This window comes from Caballeronia calidae, assembly GCF_900044055.2.
Taxonomy (GTDB): domain Bacteria; phylum Pseudomonadota; class Gammaproteobacteria; order Burkholderiales; family Burkholderiaceae; genus Caballeronia; species Caballeronia calidae.
The window spans coordinates 91,977-106,538 of the sequence record NZ_FCOX02000031.1; the positions used below are offsets into that span (position 1 = coordinate 91,977).

Consider the following 14,562-nt stretch of genomic DNA (forward strand, 5'->3'; position numbering starts at 1 on the left):
GAATGAAAATTTTTTATCGCGAATCAGGCCGCGATTGCATGCCTTCGGGCAGCACAACGACTAAAGTTCGCATTTTGATAACCGTTATCCGAGGTGAGGTCCGGCTTTCCCGTGAGGGTCCAGCCAACACCGGGCCCCGCCGGAAGCCAACATGGATCATCAAACTGAGGTGTTCACCCTGCCGCGCGGACGTGCGGCCACGTGGTTGCTGCATGCGGGAGCCGATATTCCCCTCGCGATCCGCGTCGCCCTCGTCGGCAGCCTGTTCGGCACCTTGCCGATCTTCCTCGGCGGCGTGTTCAACACGATCGCGGTGGCGTGGGTGCTGGATCGCCGTCACCCGACGATGGCCTTCCACATCTGGCTCGCGCTCGAAATCGCGGTGTGTCTCGCGCGGCTCGCGGTGCTCGTCGTCGCGCGGCGGCGGGCGCGCGAGCGCCGATCCACGCTGACCGATACCTACGTGCTGCTCGCGCCGCTCTGGGGCGCGACGGTCGGTTACGGCGCGCTCGTCTCGGTGCTCTCGGGCGACTGGGTGTCGTCGACGCTCTCGTTTCTCTCCGCCGCCGCGATGGTCGGCGGCATCTGCTTCCGCAACTTCGGCGCGCCGCGTCTCGTCGCGGCGATGATCTTCCTGTCGCTCGGGCCGTGCTGCATCGGTGCGGTGCTGTCGGGCGAGCCGACGCTCTGGCTCACGCTCCTGCAAATCCCCTTTTATCTCTTCGCGATGAGCGCCGCCGCGTGGCGCCTGAACGGCATGCTCGTCTCGACGATGAAAGCCGAGCAGGAAAACGACCGCCGCGCGCGCCACGACGAGCTGACCGGCCTGCTCAACCGCGCGGGCCTGTTCCAGGCGGTGCGTTCGCGCGAGCCGGGACACGCGCGCGAGAGCGCCCGCACCGCGCTGCTCTATCTCGATCTCGACGGCTTCAAGGCCGTCAACGATGCCCACGGCCACGAAGTCGGCGACACGCTGCTCGCGCTCGTCGCGCGGCGTCTGCGGCATTTGTCGGGCGAAGGCTCGCTGGTCGCGCGGCTCGGCGGCGACGAGTTCGTGATCGTCACACCGCCGCACACCGATCCGCTCGCGCTCGCGGATGTCGTCGTGCACGAGCTGTCGAAGCCCTTTCTCACCGATGCCGGCGTGATGCTCGAGATCGGCGTGAGCATCGGCATCGCGAGGTTCGACCATCATCACGACGAGCTCGACGGCGTGCTGCGCGATGCCGACAACGCGCTCTACGGCGCCAAGCGCGCGGGCAAGAGCCGCTGGGTGCCGGCGGGCGCGATGGAGCCGGCCGGGCTCGTCGCCTGAAGGCTCAGCCGCTCAGCTCGGCGCTCAGGCTCTCCGCCTCCTTCGCGAAGCGCTGACGCTCCTCGCCGCGCAGACGATCGTCGCCCGGCAGATCGACCGTGAGCGGGTCCATGGCCACGTCGTCGACGTGCACTTCGTAGTGCAGATGCGGCCCCGTCGCCCAGCCGGTTCTGCCGACATAGCCGATCACCTGCCCGCGCGCCACCGTTGCGCCGTTCCTGAGGCCCTTCGCGAAGCGCGACAGATGCGCGTACACGGTCGAATAAGGCGGCGGATTTTCGAGCATGACGACCTTGCCGTAGCCCGTCTGCCTGCCGATGAACGTCACCGTGCCCTGCGCCGTCGCGCGCACCGGCGTGCCGATGGGCGCCGCGAGATCGACGCCGTCGTGACTTTGCCAGCGATGCGTCACCGGATCGAGCCGCCGCAGCGAAAAGTCCGACGATACGCGCGTGAACTCGACCGGATAGCGCGTGAACGCGGGCTTCGTGCTGTCGCCGTCCTTCGAGTAGTAGCGTGCTTCGCCTTCCGCGTCGCGATACAGGAACACGTCGTGCGACGACGAACCGGTGGTGAGGCGCGCGGCGAGCGGTTCGTCATGCGGCGTCGCGCCGCCTTGCGGCCGGTCGTAGATGACGCTCAGCGTGTCGCCCTTGCGCAGATCGCGGCGCAGATCGACCTTGGCGGCGAACGCCTGGGTCAATGTCGCGATGGTGGACGAATCGAGTCCGAGGCTTTGCGCGGCATCGGAGAACGTCCCGTCGACGGTCGCGCTTTCGGTCATGCGCGCCGGTTCGGGCGGAGCGGCGGGCGGCGCCGATGCGGGCGCGGCGGACGGAACGGCGGTTTGTCTGAACGAAACGGCGGGCGCATCGTCCTTGACGGCGGACGACGAATGCGGACGCTGAAGCGCGTTGCAGATCACGACGGTACAGACGGAACCGATCGCGCACGCGAAAAATAGTCTGCCTGCCTTGCCGGGCGAGGCGGTAATGGGAGAGAACGGCATCGGTGAGGAAACGGAGCGAGCGAAGCGCGTGGCGCTCAGGCTCGAAAGATCAGAAGGCGCGGCGCGCGGGCCGCGGGCGGCGGGAAAGCGCGCGCGCTATTCGATCTGCCGCGAAAACGGGCGGAACGTCGTGAATATCGAGGCAGAACGGCGAACGAGCATGCGGCTTGGAGGCGGCGTAAGGGGGTCGCGTCGAGACTATGGGAGTTTTCTTAAGCGAAACTTAAGCCGCCCCTTTTAACGCTTTTGCATGAAGATTGAGCACAATTGACCGCCGATAGCGTCAGATGAATGCGGAACGACCAGAAACGATTACCGCTTCTCCACCTCGAGGGTTTTCGCGTAGCCGGTCAGTTCGAGATATCCGTGCCCTTTTCCACCGCTGCCGTCCAGCGTGACCGCCCCTTCCCAATACAGCGCGCCGGTCGAATCGCGCGAGTCGAGCTCCTGATCGTCGATGAGCGGACTCAGCCGCCAGCGCATCCCGCCGACGCGCACGTTCATCGACACCGGATACGCCGTGTTCGTGCGCGGCGAGCGCCACTCGCGCTCGGGCGTGAACTCGACATCGCCGGGGCCGAACTGCTGCGTTCGTCCGTCGCGGTCGCGCAGCGCGGCGTGCGCCCAGACTGCGCGGCCATCGCGGGCGCGGATCTTGAAGGCCATCAGCGCGGCGCCGTCGTCGAAATTCGCGCCGAGCCAGTCCCACCCGGCGGCATCCGATGACAACAGCGTGCTCGACCATTCGTGATCGAGCCACGCACGGCCCGTCACGTCGACGCTCGCATTCGCCTTCCCCGATGCCGACGGCCGCACCACACTGCCCGTCACCTTCAGTCGGGGCTCGCTGTAGTAATAGCTCGCCTGCTCCGGCCGCGGACCTTTGCGCGAAAAGCCTTGCTCGCCCTGGAGCATCGGCGGCTGCGTCGGCGTGAAAGTGAGATGCAGCGCGAAGCCGGCGGCATCGACGACGACCGCATAGCTGCCGTCCGCCGCGCGCGTCATGCGCCACGCGTCGAGCTTGACATCGGTGTTGCCTTCCTTCGAATACACGAGGCCGAAGCCCTGCCGCGCGATGTTCTGATCGTGCACGAGCCGCCCGTACGCGGGATCGGACAGCGCCGCATGCGCGATGATCAACTGCGACGGATCGAACGCGCTCGCGCTTTCTTGCCTGCCTTTGCCCGTATTCGAGCGAAAGAACGTGATCTGGAAGCCGAGCGGCTGATGATCCGGCGTATCGAGCCAGCCGGTCGCGTACCACCATTCCGTGCGATACGCGGGATGCGCGCCGCTGTCCTTCGGCCATTCGACCGCGTGGTCCGGCACGACGGGCGCGAACGCCGGCTCATCGGCGAGCGCGGTCATCGACATCGACAGCATCACGAGCAGCAAAACCCGCATCACCAGTCCTCCCGCACGGCGCGCACCGCATCGACGGATACCGCGCGGCGTCCCGCGAGCACCGCCGTCGCGCAGGACGACGCGAGCATCACGCACGCGATGACCGCGATCATCGTCCACGGAATATGCAGCGACATGCTCCAGTGAAACGACTGCGGATTCACGACGAACACGAGGATCAGGCTGATCGAAAAGCCGAGCGCGCAGCCCATCGCAATGCCCAGCAGCGTGAGCCATCCCGCTTCCGACGCCAGCAACGCGAAAATCTGCGCGCGCGTCACGCCGACGTGCCGCAGCATGCCGAATTCGCGCGAGCGTGCGAGCGTCTGCATCGAAAACGTCGCGCCGACGCCGAACAGCCCGATCACGATCGCCACCGCTTCCAGCAAGTACGTGACGGCAAAGCTGCGATCGAAGATGGTCAGCGTGCGCGCGCGAATCTCGCCGGGCTGCGAGAACTCGAGCGCGTCGCCGAAGGGCAGTTTTTTGATCGCATCGATGACCTGCGCCGCCGAAGCGCCCGCGCGCAACGTGATGGCGGCATCGGTCGCGCTCGTGTCGCCGGTGAGACGCCGATAGTCCGCGATACGCATCTGCAGCGCGCCCGTCTGACGCACGTAGTCGCGCCAGATGCCCGCGACGACGAAGCGCTCGCCCGTCCCGCCGACCGGCAGATTCACGCGCTCGCCGACGCGATAGCCGTACAGATCGGCCATCGCTTCCGATGCCCAGACCGGCGTTTCGCCTGCGCGCCACGCGGACGGCGGCAACACGTCGCCGGTCATTTGCAGCGTCGCGCCGGGATCGGCGGCGTCGATCTCGCGCGCGATCAGCGCAACGGACGGCTTCGCGGCATCGAGCGTCAGTTTCGATGTGCGCATGAACTTCGCATGCGCGATGCCGCTGGCGGCGGCAAGCTGCGTCTGCTGGTCGGAACGCAGGCCGCCGGTATCGCCGCTCGCCGCCATCCGCACATACAGATCCGCCGACAGCAGATGCGCGAGCCAGTCTTCGACCGACACGCGAAAGCTCGTCACCATGATCGCCATCGCGACGATCAGCGTGAAGCTCGACAGCACGCCGCCCATCGCGATCGACGCCTGGCCCGGCGCATTCGCGAGCCGCGCGAGCGCGAGTGTCGCGACGGCGCCGCGCGGCTTCATCGCGCGTCGAAACACGATGGCCGTGAGGCGCGGCATCAGCGCGATCCCGCCGACGAGCAGAAACCCGACGGCGAGATAGCCGGCGACGGGCGCATCGAACACGGGCGGCGCCTGCGTCAGCGCGCCGCCGATCGCGAGGCACGCGAGCGCGGGCCACGGCGTGCCGAGCGGCGCGAGCGCGGCTTCCTCGCTGCCGGCCTTCAACGCGGGCGCGGGCCGTGCGCGCGCCGCTTCGAGCGCCGGAACGAGCGTGCCCGCGAGCGCCACGCCGATGCCGAGCGCCAGAAAAATCGCGCTGGCGACCGGCTCGAAAACGACGCGCGGCTCGACGCCCGGAAAGTAGCCGCCGCCCAGATCGCTGCCGAAGAAGCGCAGCGCGAGCGCGGCGACGGTGAAGCCGAGCGCGATGCCGAGCACGCCGCCCACGACGCCGAGCAGCGCGCCTTCGAGCATGATCTGCCGCACGAGCGCAGCGCGCGTCATGCCGAGCACGCGCAACATCGCGAATTGCGCGCGGCGGCGCACGACGCCCGCCGCCTGCGTCGAAAACACGAGAAACGCGCCGGTGAAGAGCGCGACGAGCGCGAGCACGTTCATGTTGATGCGATACGCGCGCGACAGCCGATCGGTGCGGCTTTCGACATCGCGCGTCTCCGTCACGACGAGCTGCGCGCCGAGCTCGCGTTGCAGCGCCTGCCGGAACGCATCGCGATCGACGCCGCGCGCCAGTTGCACATCGACGCGCGACAGCTTGCCGGTCATCGCGAAATGCGTCTGCACGGCGGCGATATCCATCACCGCGATGCGCTGGCCCGGACGCGTGCGCGCGATGCCGCCCGCGACGCGCAACTTCACCGGCGACGTGCCGCTCTGCAATCGAACCTGTCCGCCATCGCGCGCGGCGAGCCAGGTTTGCGCGGCGGGAGACAGAAAGATGGCGTCGCCGGCGAGCACGTCGAGCGATGCATCCGGCGACGGCACGCCGGTCAGGTCCGGCGCGATGCGCTTCGCGCGGAACACGTCGATGCCGAGCACCTTGAGCGGCGTGTTCTTGCCGGGCACGGCGGCATCGACTTCGAGTACCGGACTCGCCACCGCGACGCCCGCATGGGTCGCGAGAAGCGGATACACGTTTTCATCGATGAAGGGCTGCGCGCCGCGCACCTGCAGGTCCGCCTGCCCGGAAAGACTGCGCGCGGCGGCGGAAAACTCGTTGAAGGCCGCGCCGTTGATGAGTTGCACCGCATAACCCAGCCCGACGCCGAGCGCGATCGTCAACATGGCGACGAGCGCGCGGCCCCGATGACTGCGCCATTGCGCGCCGAGCAGCCAGCGCGTGAGCGTGTCGAAGCGCCGATGCGTGACGGCCATATCGCTCATCGCGCGAGCGTCGCGGCGTGCAGCGCGCCGTCGCTCAGCACGACCACACGATCGGCGAACGCGGCGGCGGCCTCCGAATGCGTGACCATGACGGTCGCGGCTTGCGTCGCTTTCGTCTCGGCGCGCAGCAGTTCGAGCACTTCGTGCGCGGTGTGCGGATCGAGATTGCCGGTGGGTTCATCCGCGAGCAGCAAACGCGGCCGATGCACCAGCGCCCGCGCGATCGCCACACGCTGCAGTTCGCCGCCGGAAAGCTGGCGCGGCATGTCGTCGTCGCGTCCTTCGAGGCCGACCGCCGCGAGCATCGCGCGCGCGGGCGCGGGCGGCATGCCGTTCAGCAGCAGCGGCACCGCGACGTTCTGATACAGCGTCAGATGCGGCAGCACGTGAAACGCCTGGAACACGAAGCCGAGCTTTTGCCGGCGCAGGCGCGTGGCGGCATCGTCGGAGAGGCTGGAGATCGGCGCGCCGTCGATGAGCACGTCGCCGCTGTCGGCGGTATCGAGGCCCGCGATCAGATTGAGCAGCGTCGATTTGCCCACGCCCGAGTCGCCCATGATCGCGACGAACTCGCCCGCGCCGAGCGCGAAGTCGAGCGCGTCGAGCACGATGCGGCCGCCGCCATAAGTTTTTGTGAGGCGGCGGCATTCGAGGGCGGGAGCAACGTCGGAGTCGGCGGGTCGCATGTTGAGTGGCGGACAGGCTATCGGATACGCAAGCATTGTGCCCATGAATCGCGCGAGACGCTTTCATGCTCGGCCCGCAGGGTTATCCCTGAGGCCGTTTCCATTGACTTAAACCGATACGGAAATCACACTGTGATCACAGATCATCAATCAAAGGACATGTACGTGGCGCCCCGTTCCGCATCGCCGATTCCGCAACTCGAAGTCATCGCCACCGAGACGATGGCGACCAAGGTTTATCAGCAGCTCCGCGAAGCGATCATGAGCGGCAGCTTCGCCGCCGGTCAGCCGTTGAGCCTGCGCGGTGTCGCCGAAGCGGTCGGCCTGTCGACGATGCCCGTTCGCGCCGCGCTCACGCGTCTGCGCGCGGAAGGCGCGCTGGTCGACGGCCCGTCGCGCGGTCTCATGGTCCCGCCGATGACGCCCGACCTGCTCGAAGAGTTGCGCGACGTGCGCGTCGCGCTGGAAGGCTGCGTCGCGGAACGCGCGGCGGCGCGCATGACGAACGACGACGTCGCCGCCGTGCAGCGCATCTTCGACGAAATGGACGCCCACGTCGAAGCCGACGACGCGCGCGCCTATCTGCGCTGCAACTTCGCGTTCCACACGAGCATTTACCGCCATGGGGCGAGCGAGATGACGCTCGCGACGATCCAGAACATGTGGATGCGTATCGGTCCTTTCCTGAACATGGTCGCGCCCGATGTCGCGCACATGCGCGTGTCGATGGAAGCGCATCGCCAGATCATCGACGCGCTGTGGAAGCATGACGGCGCGGCCGCACGCGAAGGCATCGCGAAGGATATTCGCGACGCGGCGCGCGATCTCGAAACGCGTCTGCGCTCGCAGGATGCACGGATGCTGCGTCAGGCGCAAAGCTGAGTCATAAAGGCGCGCGGTTCGCGCCTCTGCACACGATCATCAGTATGTCTAATCGCACGAGCGAGGACGGCGCACGTCCCCGCAAAACATAACCAGAAAGGAGTCAGACGATGGATTTCATCAAAATGCTCACGCCGCGCGCCGGTTTGCGCGTGCTCATCACGGGCGGCGCATCGGGCATCGGTCTCGCGATCGCCAAGGCTTTCGTGTCGACGGGCGCGCGCGTGCATGTCTGCGATGTCGATCCGAAAGCCATCGACGCGGTATCGACCGTTTCGCCGTCGATCACCGGCACGCGTGCGGATGTCGCGAACAAGGACGACGTGAAGCGCGTCTTCGAGGACGTCAGGCGCGAGCTCGGCGGGCTCGACGTGCTGATCAACAACGCGGGCATCGCGGGTCCGACGGGCGGCATCGACGCGATCGATATCGACGACTGGGAAAAGACCATCGACGTGAATCTGAACAGCCAGTACTACTTCTCGCGTGAGGCGGTGCCGATGCTGCGCGAGGCGGCCGATGGCGGCGTGATCGTGTTCATGTCGTCGGTGGCGGGACGCCTCGGCTACGGCTTCCGCACGCCCTATTCCGCGACGAAGTGGGCCGTGGTCGGTCTCGCGAAGAGTCTCGCCATCGAGCTCGGCCCCGACAACATCCGCGTGAATGCGGTGCAGCCGGGCATCGTGAAGGGTCCGCGCATGGAAGGCGTGATCGCCGCGCGCGCGAAGCAGCTCGGCATCGCTTACGAAGAGATGGAGAAGCAGTATCTCGCGAAGATTTCGCTGCGCCGCATGGTCACGCAAGAGGAGATCGCGGCGAGCGTGCTGTATCTCAGCTCGCCCGCCGGCAGCGCGATCTCGGGGCAGGCGCTCTCCGTCTGCGGCAACGTCGAAACGCTCTAAGGAACAACGAGGAAACCATGGCAACGAAACGCAAGGTCATCATCACGTGTGCGCCGACGGGCGCGATCCATACGCCGTCGATGTCGCCGTATCTGCCGGTCACGCCCGACCAGATCGCCGAAGCCGCGCTCGCGGCCGCGAAGGAAGGCGCGGCGATTCTGCATCTGCATGCGCGCGATCCCGAAGACGGCCGCCCGACGCAAGACCCCGCCGTGTTCCAGCGCTTTCTGCCGCACATCAAGTCCGAGACGGATGCGGTCATCAACCTGACGACCGGCGGCAGCCCGCACATGACGGTCGCGGAGCGCCTGAGGCCCGCGCATCATTTCCAGCCGGAAGTGGCGTCGCTCAATATGGGCTCGATGAACTTCGGCCTTTATCCGATGCTCGATCGCTTCAAGGATCTGAAGCACGACTGGGAGCGCCAGCATCTGGAAAAGAGCCGCGACCTCGTGTTCAAGAACACGTTCGCGGATATCGAGTACATCCTGACCTCGTGCTCGGCCAACGGCACGCGCTTCGAGTTCGAGTGCTACGACATCTCGCATCTCTACAACCTCGCGCATTTCGTCGATCGCGGGCTCGTGAAGGGACCGTTCTTCGTGCAGAGCGTGTTCGGTCTGCTCGGCGGCATCGGCGCGCATCCCGAAGATCTCGCGCACATGAAGCGCACCGCCGACCGCCTCTTCGGCAACGACTATGTCTGGTCGATTCTCGGCGCGGGCCGCAATCAGATTCCGCTCGGCTCCATCGGTGTCGCGCAGGGTTCGAACGTGCGCGTCGGGCTGGAAGATTCGCTGTGGATCGGCCCGGGCCAGCTCGCCGAATCGAGCGCGGCGCAGGTCCGCAAGATCCGGCAGGTGATCGAAGGCTTGTCGCTCGAAGTCGCGACGCCCGCCGAAGCGCGCCAGATGTTGTCGCTCAAAGGCGGCGACAACGTCAACTTCTGATCCCCTGATCCTCTGATCGCACGCGCCGTGCATGCGGCGCGTGCTCACGCAATCACAACACAAAAAATATAACGCTCACGGAGACACGTCCTTGAAACGCCTTCCCGACACCGCATTGCCTACGCGCATCGCGCGTCTTTTCTGATTCCGGGAGTCATCATGTCCAAGCCCAACACCACGAGCGCCGCGCCGCACGCGTCGCTCAACAGCCTGATGCTGCGCAAGCTGATGCCCTTGCTCGTGATCGTCTACGTCATCAGCTTTCTCGACCGCACGAATATCGCGCTCGCGAAGCATTCGATGAGCGTCGACCTCGGCATCTCCGCCGCCGCGTACGGACTCGGCGCGGGCCTCTTCTTCCTGACCTACGCGGCCTTCGAGATTCCCAGCAATCTCATCATGCACAAGGTGGGCGCGCGCTTCTGGATCACGCGCATCATGGTGACGTGGGGCGCGCTGTCCGTCGCGATGGCCTTCGTTACCGGCGAAACCTCGTTCTATGTGATGCGTCTTCTGCTCGGCGCCGCCGAAGCGGGTCTCTTTCCCGGCGTGATGCTCTATCTCACGTACTGGTTCGGCCGTGAAGAACGTGCCCGCGCGACCGGCTATTTCCTGCTCGGCGTGTGCGTGGCGAATATCGTCGGCGGGCCGCTCGGCGGAGCGCTGCTCGAGCTCGACGGAATGCTCGGCTTTCACGGCTGGCAATGGCTCTTCGTGATCGAAGGCGTGCCCGCGATCCTGCTCGCCTTCGTCGTGTGGAAGATGCTGCCCGATCGCCCGACGAGCGCGCCCTGGCTCTCGCGCGATGAAGCCGTCGCGCTGGAGCGCCGCCTCGCCGCCGAAAACGATGCGCAAGGCAGCGCTCATGGCGCCGGCGCTTTCCGCAGCGTCCTCGGCGATCGTCAGGTGTGGCTCGCGATTCTCGTCTACTTCTGCCATCAACTGACGATCTACACGGTGATCTTCTTTCTGCCGGGGATCATCGGCAAATCGGGGCATTTTTCGCCGCTCATGATCGGCCTGCTCACCGCGACGCCCTGGGTCGCCGCGGCCATCGGCGCGGCCACGCTGCCGCGCTTCGCGAGCAATTCGTCGAAGAGCCGCCGCATGTTGATCGGCGGGCTCGTCATCATGGCCTCGGGCATGCTGATCGCCGCATGGTCGACGCCCGCGATCGGGCTTCTGGGCGTGTGCCTGTCCGCGTCGATGTTCTTCGTCGTGCAGTCGATCATCTTCACGTTCCCGTCGTCGCGGCTCTCGGGCAGCGCGCTCGCGGGCGGCCTCGGCCTCGTCAACTCGTGCGGCCTGCTCGGCGGCTTCGTCGGTCCGACGGTGATGGGCATCATCGAGCAGACGACCGGCCGCGCGATGAACGGTCTCGTGTGTCTCGCGGTTGCGTTGCTGATCGCGGCGGTGTGCAGCGCGCGCCTGCGCCACGGCAACGAGCAACGCGCCGACGACAAGCGCCGCGGTGTGATGTCCAACGCGTGATCCTCTGACGCTTCGACCGGCACGCCGTGATCGCGCAAACTCGCTTGCGCGGTCACGGCGTGACTGCTTCAACCGCCGAGCAGACCAAACACGGCGACGCCCGTCTTCGTGCCCACGAAGACCTTGCCGTTCGCGATCGTCGGCGAGATGAACTTGTTGCCCGGCCCGAACTGATCGCGCGAGCCCGCTGAATTGCTGCTGTAGAGCTCGTTCGCGAGATTGCTCGCGTCATAGGCGTGCAGCACGGCCGGCGTCACGTTCTCCACGCCCCATACGATGCCGTTCGCATTGCCGTTCGCGGAGATCACGGGCGCGAGACCCGGGAAGCTCCAGTTGCCCGCCGGACTCTGACTCTGGCTCGACGCCGTGGTCGCCACCACCGCGTTCTGAACCGGCAACGCCTTGAGATGATCGCCCGCCGGGCCGACATAGATCGTGTTGTTGAAGTACGCGGGCGCGGTGAACATCGGGCCGGAGATCGTCGAGAACAGCTCCTGATAGATGTGATCGGCGTTCGAATCGAATTTGCCCATGTTGTCCCGATCGACGATATAGAGCGCGCGCGTCTTGCCGCCGCCGATCGCGAGATGCTTCACGTTGCCGTTGATATCGGTGACGTCGGGCAGCACGAGCACGCCGCCCGAGCCGAGATCGAGATCCTGATTCGACTCCATCACCGTGTTCGACGGCTGGAAGTAATCCGCCACATGCAGCGTGGGTGACGGCGTGACCTTCAGGAAGCCGTTGCCGAAGTTGTTGTGGATCGGCATGTCCTGCGCGTTGATGGTCGGATCGAAGGTGCCGTTGCCGTCGAGGAAATAGATCGACGTGCCATCGGACGCGAGGCCCGCGCCGCTCATCCAGATGCCGCCCATCTCGCCGTTCGGCGTGATGTTCAGAATGCTCGTCTGCTTCAGCGTGTCCGCGCTGTAGCCGATCACCCAGCCGGTGTACGGCAGTATGTCGCAGTGCGAGCTCCATGACGTATAGACGACGCCGTTCAGCAGCAGCAGCGACGCGCGCTCGATGTACTGGCCCGGCGTGAACGGCACGACGCCGTTGACGCTGCCCGAACCGGTGCCGGGATACGAGCCGGTGATTTCGGTCGGTCCGCCGAAGAGCTCCGCGCCTGTCGCGATATCGATCGCGTGAATGCGCTGGTGATACGCGCCGCCGCTGTCGCGCGACATGCCGACGACATACATCGCGCCGTTCGGCCCGCGCGAGCGATCGATGACGGGCGTCGACGTGATGCCGATGGTCGGCGTGGTCTGATTGCAGCCATGGTCGTCGCTCGGCACCTCGCCCGCGAGCAGCGTGGAGACGCGCCAGAGCACGGTGCCCGTGTCGGCGTCGAAGGCATAGACGCTCGCGTTCTCGGTCACGACATAGAGCACGTTATGCGTGCCGCCCGCGACCGGCACGTTGGCGAGAAAGAGCGGCTGTGCATCGACGGCGCCGTCGACGGAATAGAAGCCGAGCTTGCCGAACGTCGACGGATTGACGTTGGCGCGCGTGAGCCTGGTCTCCGCGAGTTGCTGCGCGGTGCGGCGAATGTCGTTGTGATACGTGGTGACGTCCATCGGATTCGATGCGGACGGCGTGTTCGTCGTCGGGGCGCTCGCTCCCGACGGTGCACTCGCCCCGCTCCCCGCCGATGCTCCCGATGGGCTCGATGCGGACGGAGGTGCCGAGGCTGCCGGTGTGGCGCCTCCGGTCGTTGCGGACGTATCGGAATTCGAGCTTCCTCCGCTGCATCCGCCGATGATTGCCACGAAAGCCACTGCGATCACGCCTACCGATAAGTGCCCTTTCATCTGCGGAGTCTCCGTTTGGAGTAGCTGAGCCCGGTGCTTTGCGATTATTGTCCGCGACGTTTTGATCCGAAAAAAAAGCGTCGGGCAATGGCTAGGGTTTGGCGGAATGATCGGAGGGGTTCGTGCATGCGTATGAAGTTTGATTGCACATGACGAGTCGCTATTACCTCCTGGTTATTCGGCCTGTGTCGCAAATTACCTCGACGCTATCGAAACCTGTTACGAGCAATACACGAAAACGCGGACGATCGGTCAATGCACATCGACACCTGAGCAGGACGGGCACCCGTTGCGAGCGGCACAGTACGTGACAGGACGGGACCGTATCGACTTCGAGGTCTTGCCCGATTTCCGAAGTGACGAGGTGAGACGATGAAACGCTTGACCAGTGAGGTGCTCTACCATCCGCTCGTCGCGCAATCGACGTTCTATCTGACCGACGTTCTCAGCAGGACCGACCTCGGTCTGTCAGGCGCCCTGTTCGTCCTCGCCGCGCGATGGATTGCCCGCTTCCTCCGCGAAAGACGCAGCGACCCTGCGTGATCGGCACATTGCTCTTCATCAGATTTAAGCGCATACAGAAAAAAAGTAAAAAAGCTTAAATCGGTTGAGGAGACAAAATCTGAACGGTTAGGCTTACTCTTACGAAACGCAGACAAAACGGCGCTGGTCGGCATTTCCTTCCGGTGCCACTTTTGCCTGACCAAACACATAGAACCTGAGAGAGTAATGACCCAACCCAACGACGTAGTCTATAAAGGACACGTTCTGAGCGCGACCGCCATACTTGAACAGGACAAGTATGCGGCGATGCTCGTCGTTCGAGATCCGAGCGGCACGCGCCGCGCAAGCGGCATGCTCGGCGAATTCGCGAGTGCGATCGGCGCCGTGCGCTATGCGTTCGCTTATGGCATGGCCGAAATCGATCATCGGCAGCCCGCGCAGAACCCGCGCCAGCCCCAAGACTCCGGCGTTCGCTAGGAATCCGCGCGGCAGACAGAATTTGAGCTGCCGGTACTGACGCCACATCGTGCGGGCGTCAACGCCGATTGCGGTTTGGCCCGCCATTGCGCGCAAAAGTGGCTTTCCCGGCGGCGAAATCAGGGCAATGTTGTCCCCTTCGGGACTTACGCAGGCGTCATTTTCGACATTCTGCGTAGGTTCAGCGCCGCGCAGACGAGTTTCCATTCGGCCTGTGCCTTGGCCAGTCCACGCATGCTGAATTGTCGAAATCCGAGAACGCTCTTTACCCAGGCATTCGGCGGTTCGGACAGCCATTTGCGCTTTCGATAGGCCGCCTGAGTTTGCGCACAAGTAAACTTGTCGGCCATCGCGGCGCATAGCGGGCGCTTCCGGGCATCGACCTTCACCTCTTTCTTGCCCTCGCGTCCGGGCGCCACGATCAACTCGGCGGGGTGCTCGCGCAATTGTTCGAACGTCGCCTCCGAGCGGTAGCCCGCATCGGCAAGGACTTGCTTGGGGGCGGCCCCGGCGTCGCGCGCTACCGCCGCCAGAACGATCGGCAATTGGCCGCTGTCGGCAGCACAGTTACCCAGTTCGGCC

At 65.5% G+C, this 14,562-nt stretch carries 13 protein-coding genes; 6 read left to right on the forward strand and 7 right to left on the reverse strand.

Annotated elements, in window-relative coordinates; translation table 11 throughout:
* Positions 1–151 precede the first annotated feature (151 nt).
* A complete protein-coding gene (locus tag AWB78_RS25125; RefSeq protein WP_062608694.1) occupies positions 152–1,315 on the forward strand; it encodes a GGDEF domain-containing protein in 1,164 nt (387 codons plus the stop codon).
* Positions 1,316–1,319: 4 nt separating this feature from the next.
* Here the strand turns inward: AWB78_RS25125 and AWB78_RS25130 are convergent, their stop codons facing one another.
* From AWB78_RS25130 to AWB78_RS25145, 4 genes are all read right to left on the reverse strand, one after another.
* Entirely contained in the window at positions 1,320–2,324 is a 1,005-nt protein-coding gene (locus AWB78_RS25130) for a M23 family metallopeptidase (RefSeq protein WP_082883420.1), read from the reverse strand.
* Positions 2,325–2,636: 312 nt separating this feature from the next.
* Positions 2,637–3,728, reverse strand: a complete 1,092-nt coding sequence (locus AWB78_RS25135) for a lipocalin-like domain-containing protein (protein ID WP_062608695.1) — start codon at positions 3,726–3,728, stop codon at positions 2,637–2,639.
* A complete protein-coding gene (locus tag AWB78_RS25140; RefSeq protein WP_062608696.1) occupies positions 3,728–6,271 on the reverse strand; it encodes an FtsX-like permease family protein in 2,544 nt (847 codons plus the stop codon). Before AWB78_RS25140 ends, AWB78_RS25135 begins: the two co-directional genes overlap by 1 nt.
* A complete protein-coding gene (locus tag AWB78_RS25145) occupies positions 6,268–6,957 on the reverse strand; it encodes an ABC transporter ATP-binding protein (RefSeq protein ID WP_062608697.1) in 690 nt (229 codons plus the stop codon). The genes AWB78_RS25140 and AWB78_RS25145 overlap by 4 nt, the downstream gene beginning before the upstream one ends.
* Positions 6,958–7,122: 165 nt before the next feature.
* Here AWB78_RS25145 and AWB78_RS25150 point away from each other — a divergent pair, with 165 nt between their 5' ends.
* The 4 genes from AWB78_RS25150 (at position 7,123) to AWB78_RS25165 (ending at position 11,182) form a co-directional block, all read left to right on the forward strand.
* A complete protein-coding gene (locus AWB78_RS25150) occupies positions 7,123–7,839 on the forward strand; it encodes a GntR family transcriptional regulator (RefSeq protein ID WP_062608712.1) in 717 nt (238 codons plus the stop codon).
* A gap of 110 nt (positions 7,840–7,949) precedes the next feature.
* Complete coding sequence (locus AWB78_RS25155) at positions 7,950–8,741, forward strand: SDR family oxidoreductase (RefSeq protein WP_062608698.1); 792 nt, start codon at positions 7,950–7,952, stop codon at positions 8,739–8,741.
* Between the two features lie 17 nt (positions 8,742–8,758).
* Positions 8,759–9,691: a 3,5-dioxohexanoate:acetyl-CoA acetone transferase gene (gene kce / locus AWB78_RS25160; RefSeq protein WP_062608699.1), complete on the forward strand. Its 933-nt coding sequence runs from the start codon at positions 8,759–8,761 to the stop codon at positions 9,689–9,691.
* 159 nt (positions 9,692–9,850) lie between these two features.
* The gene (locus AWB78_RS25165) at positions 9,851–11,182 is read left to right on the forward strand and encodes an MFS transporter (RefSeq protein ID WP_062608700.1); all 1,332 of its coding nucleotides are present in this window, start codon (positions 9,851–9,853) and stop codon (positions 11,180–11,182) included.
* A gap of 68 nt (positions 11,183–11,250) precedes the next feature.
* Here AWB78_RS25165 and AWB78_RS25170 read toward each other — a convergent pair whose 3' ends face one another.
* The gene (locus AWB78_RS25170) at positions 11,251–12,999 is read right to left on the reverse strand and encodes a PQQ-binding-like beta-propeller repeat protein (protein ID WP_062608701.1); all 1,749 of its coding nucleotides are present in this window, start codon (positions 12,997–12,999) and stop codon (positions 11,251–11,253) included.
* A gap of 372 nt (positions 13,000–13,371) precedes the next feature.
* Here AWB78_RS25170 and AWB78_RS46730 point away from each other — a divergent pair, with 372 nt between their 5' ends.
* Positions 13,372–13,542: a hypothetical protein gene (locus AWB78_RS46730; RefSeq protein WP_157697619.1), complete on the forward strand. Its 171-nt coding sequence runs from the start codon at positions 13,372–13,374 to the stop codon at positions 13,540–13,542.
* 99 nt (positions 13,543–13,641) lie between these two features.
* Here AWB78_RS46730 and AWB78_RS47735 read toward each other — a convergent pair whose 3' ends face one another.
* Together AWB78_RS47735 and AWB78_RS25180 are read right to left on the reverse strand one after the other, a co-directional pair.
* Complete coding sequence (locus AWB78_RS47735) at positions 13,642–14,187, reverse strand: hypothetical protein (protein WP_198399347.1); 546 nt, start codon at positions 14,185–14,187, stop codon at positions 13,642–13,644.
* Positions 14,127–14,562 (reverse strand): transposase (locus tag AWB78_RS25180; RefSeq protein WP_157697436.1); only part of this gene is annotated, 436 nt, incomplete at its 5' end. The genes AWB78_RS25180 and AWB78_RS47735, both read right to left, overlap by 61 nt.

Excerpts from the sequence above, each read along its gene's own strand:
- AWB78_RS25165 (WP_062608700.1), top strand. The coding sequence starts at position 9,851 with ATGTCCAAGCCCAACACCACGAGCGCCGCGCCGCACGCGTCGCTCAAC.
- AWB78_RS46730 (WP_157697619.1), top strand. The coding sequence starts at position 13,372 with ATGAAACGCTTGACCAGTGAGGTGCTCTACCATCCGCTCGTCGCGCAA.
- AWB78_RS25130 (WP_082883420.1), bottom strand. The coding sequence starts at position 2,324 with ATGCCGTTCTCTCCCATTACCGCCTCGCCCGGCAAGGCAGGCAGACTA.
- AWB78_RS25145 (WP_062608697.1), bottom strand. The coding sequence starts at position 6,957 with ATGCGACCCGCCGACTCCGACGTTGCTCCCGCCCTCGAATGCCGCCGC.
- AWB78_RS25155 (WP_062608698.1), top strand. The coding sequence starts at position 7,950 with ATGGATTTCATCAAAATGCTCACGCCGCGCGCCGGTTTGCGCGTGCTC.
- AWB78_RS25135 (WP_062608695.1), bottom strand. The coding sequence starts at position 3,728 with ATGCGGGTTTTGCTGCTCGTGATGCTGTCGATGTCGATGACCGCGCTC.
- kce (WP_062608699.1), top strand. The coding sequence starts at position 8,759 with ATGGCAACGAAACGCAAGGTCATCATCACGTGTGCGCCGACGGGCGCG.
- AWB78_RS25140 (WP_062608696.1), bottom strand. The coding sequence starts at position 6,271 with ATGAGCGATATGGCCGTCACGCATCGGCGCTTCGACACGCTCACGCGC.
- AWB78_RS47735 (WP_198399347.1), bottom strand. The coding sequence starts at position 14,187 with ATGGAAACTCGTCTGCGCGGCGCTGAACCTACGCAGAATGTCGAAAAT.
- AWB78_RS25170 (WP_062608701.1), bottom strand. The coding sequence starts at position 12,999 with ATGAAAGGGCACTTATCGGTAGGCGTGATCGCAGTGGCTTTCGTGGCA.
- AWB78_RS25125 (WP_062608694.1), top strand. The coding sequence starts at position 152 with ATGGATCATCAAACTGAGGTGTTCACCCTGCCGCGCGGACGTGCGGCC.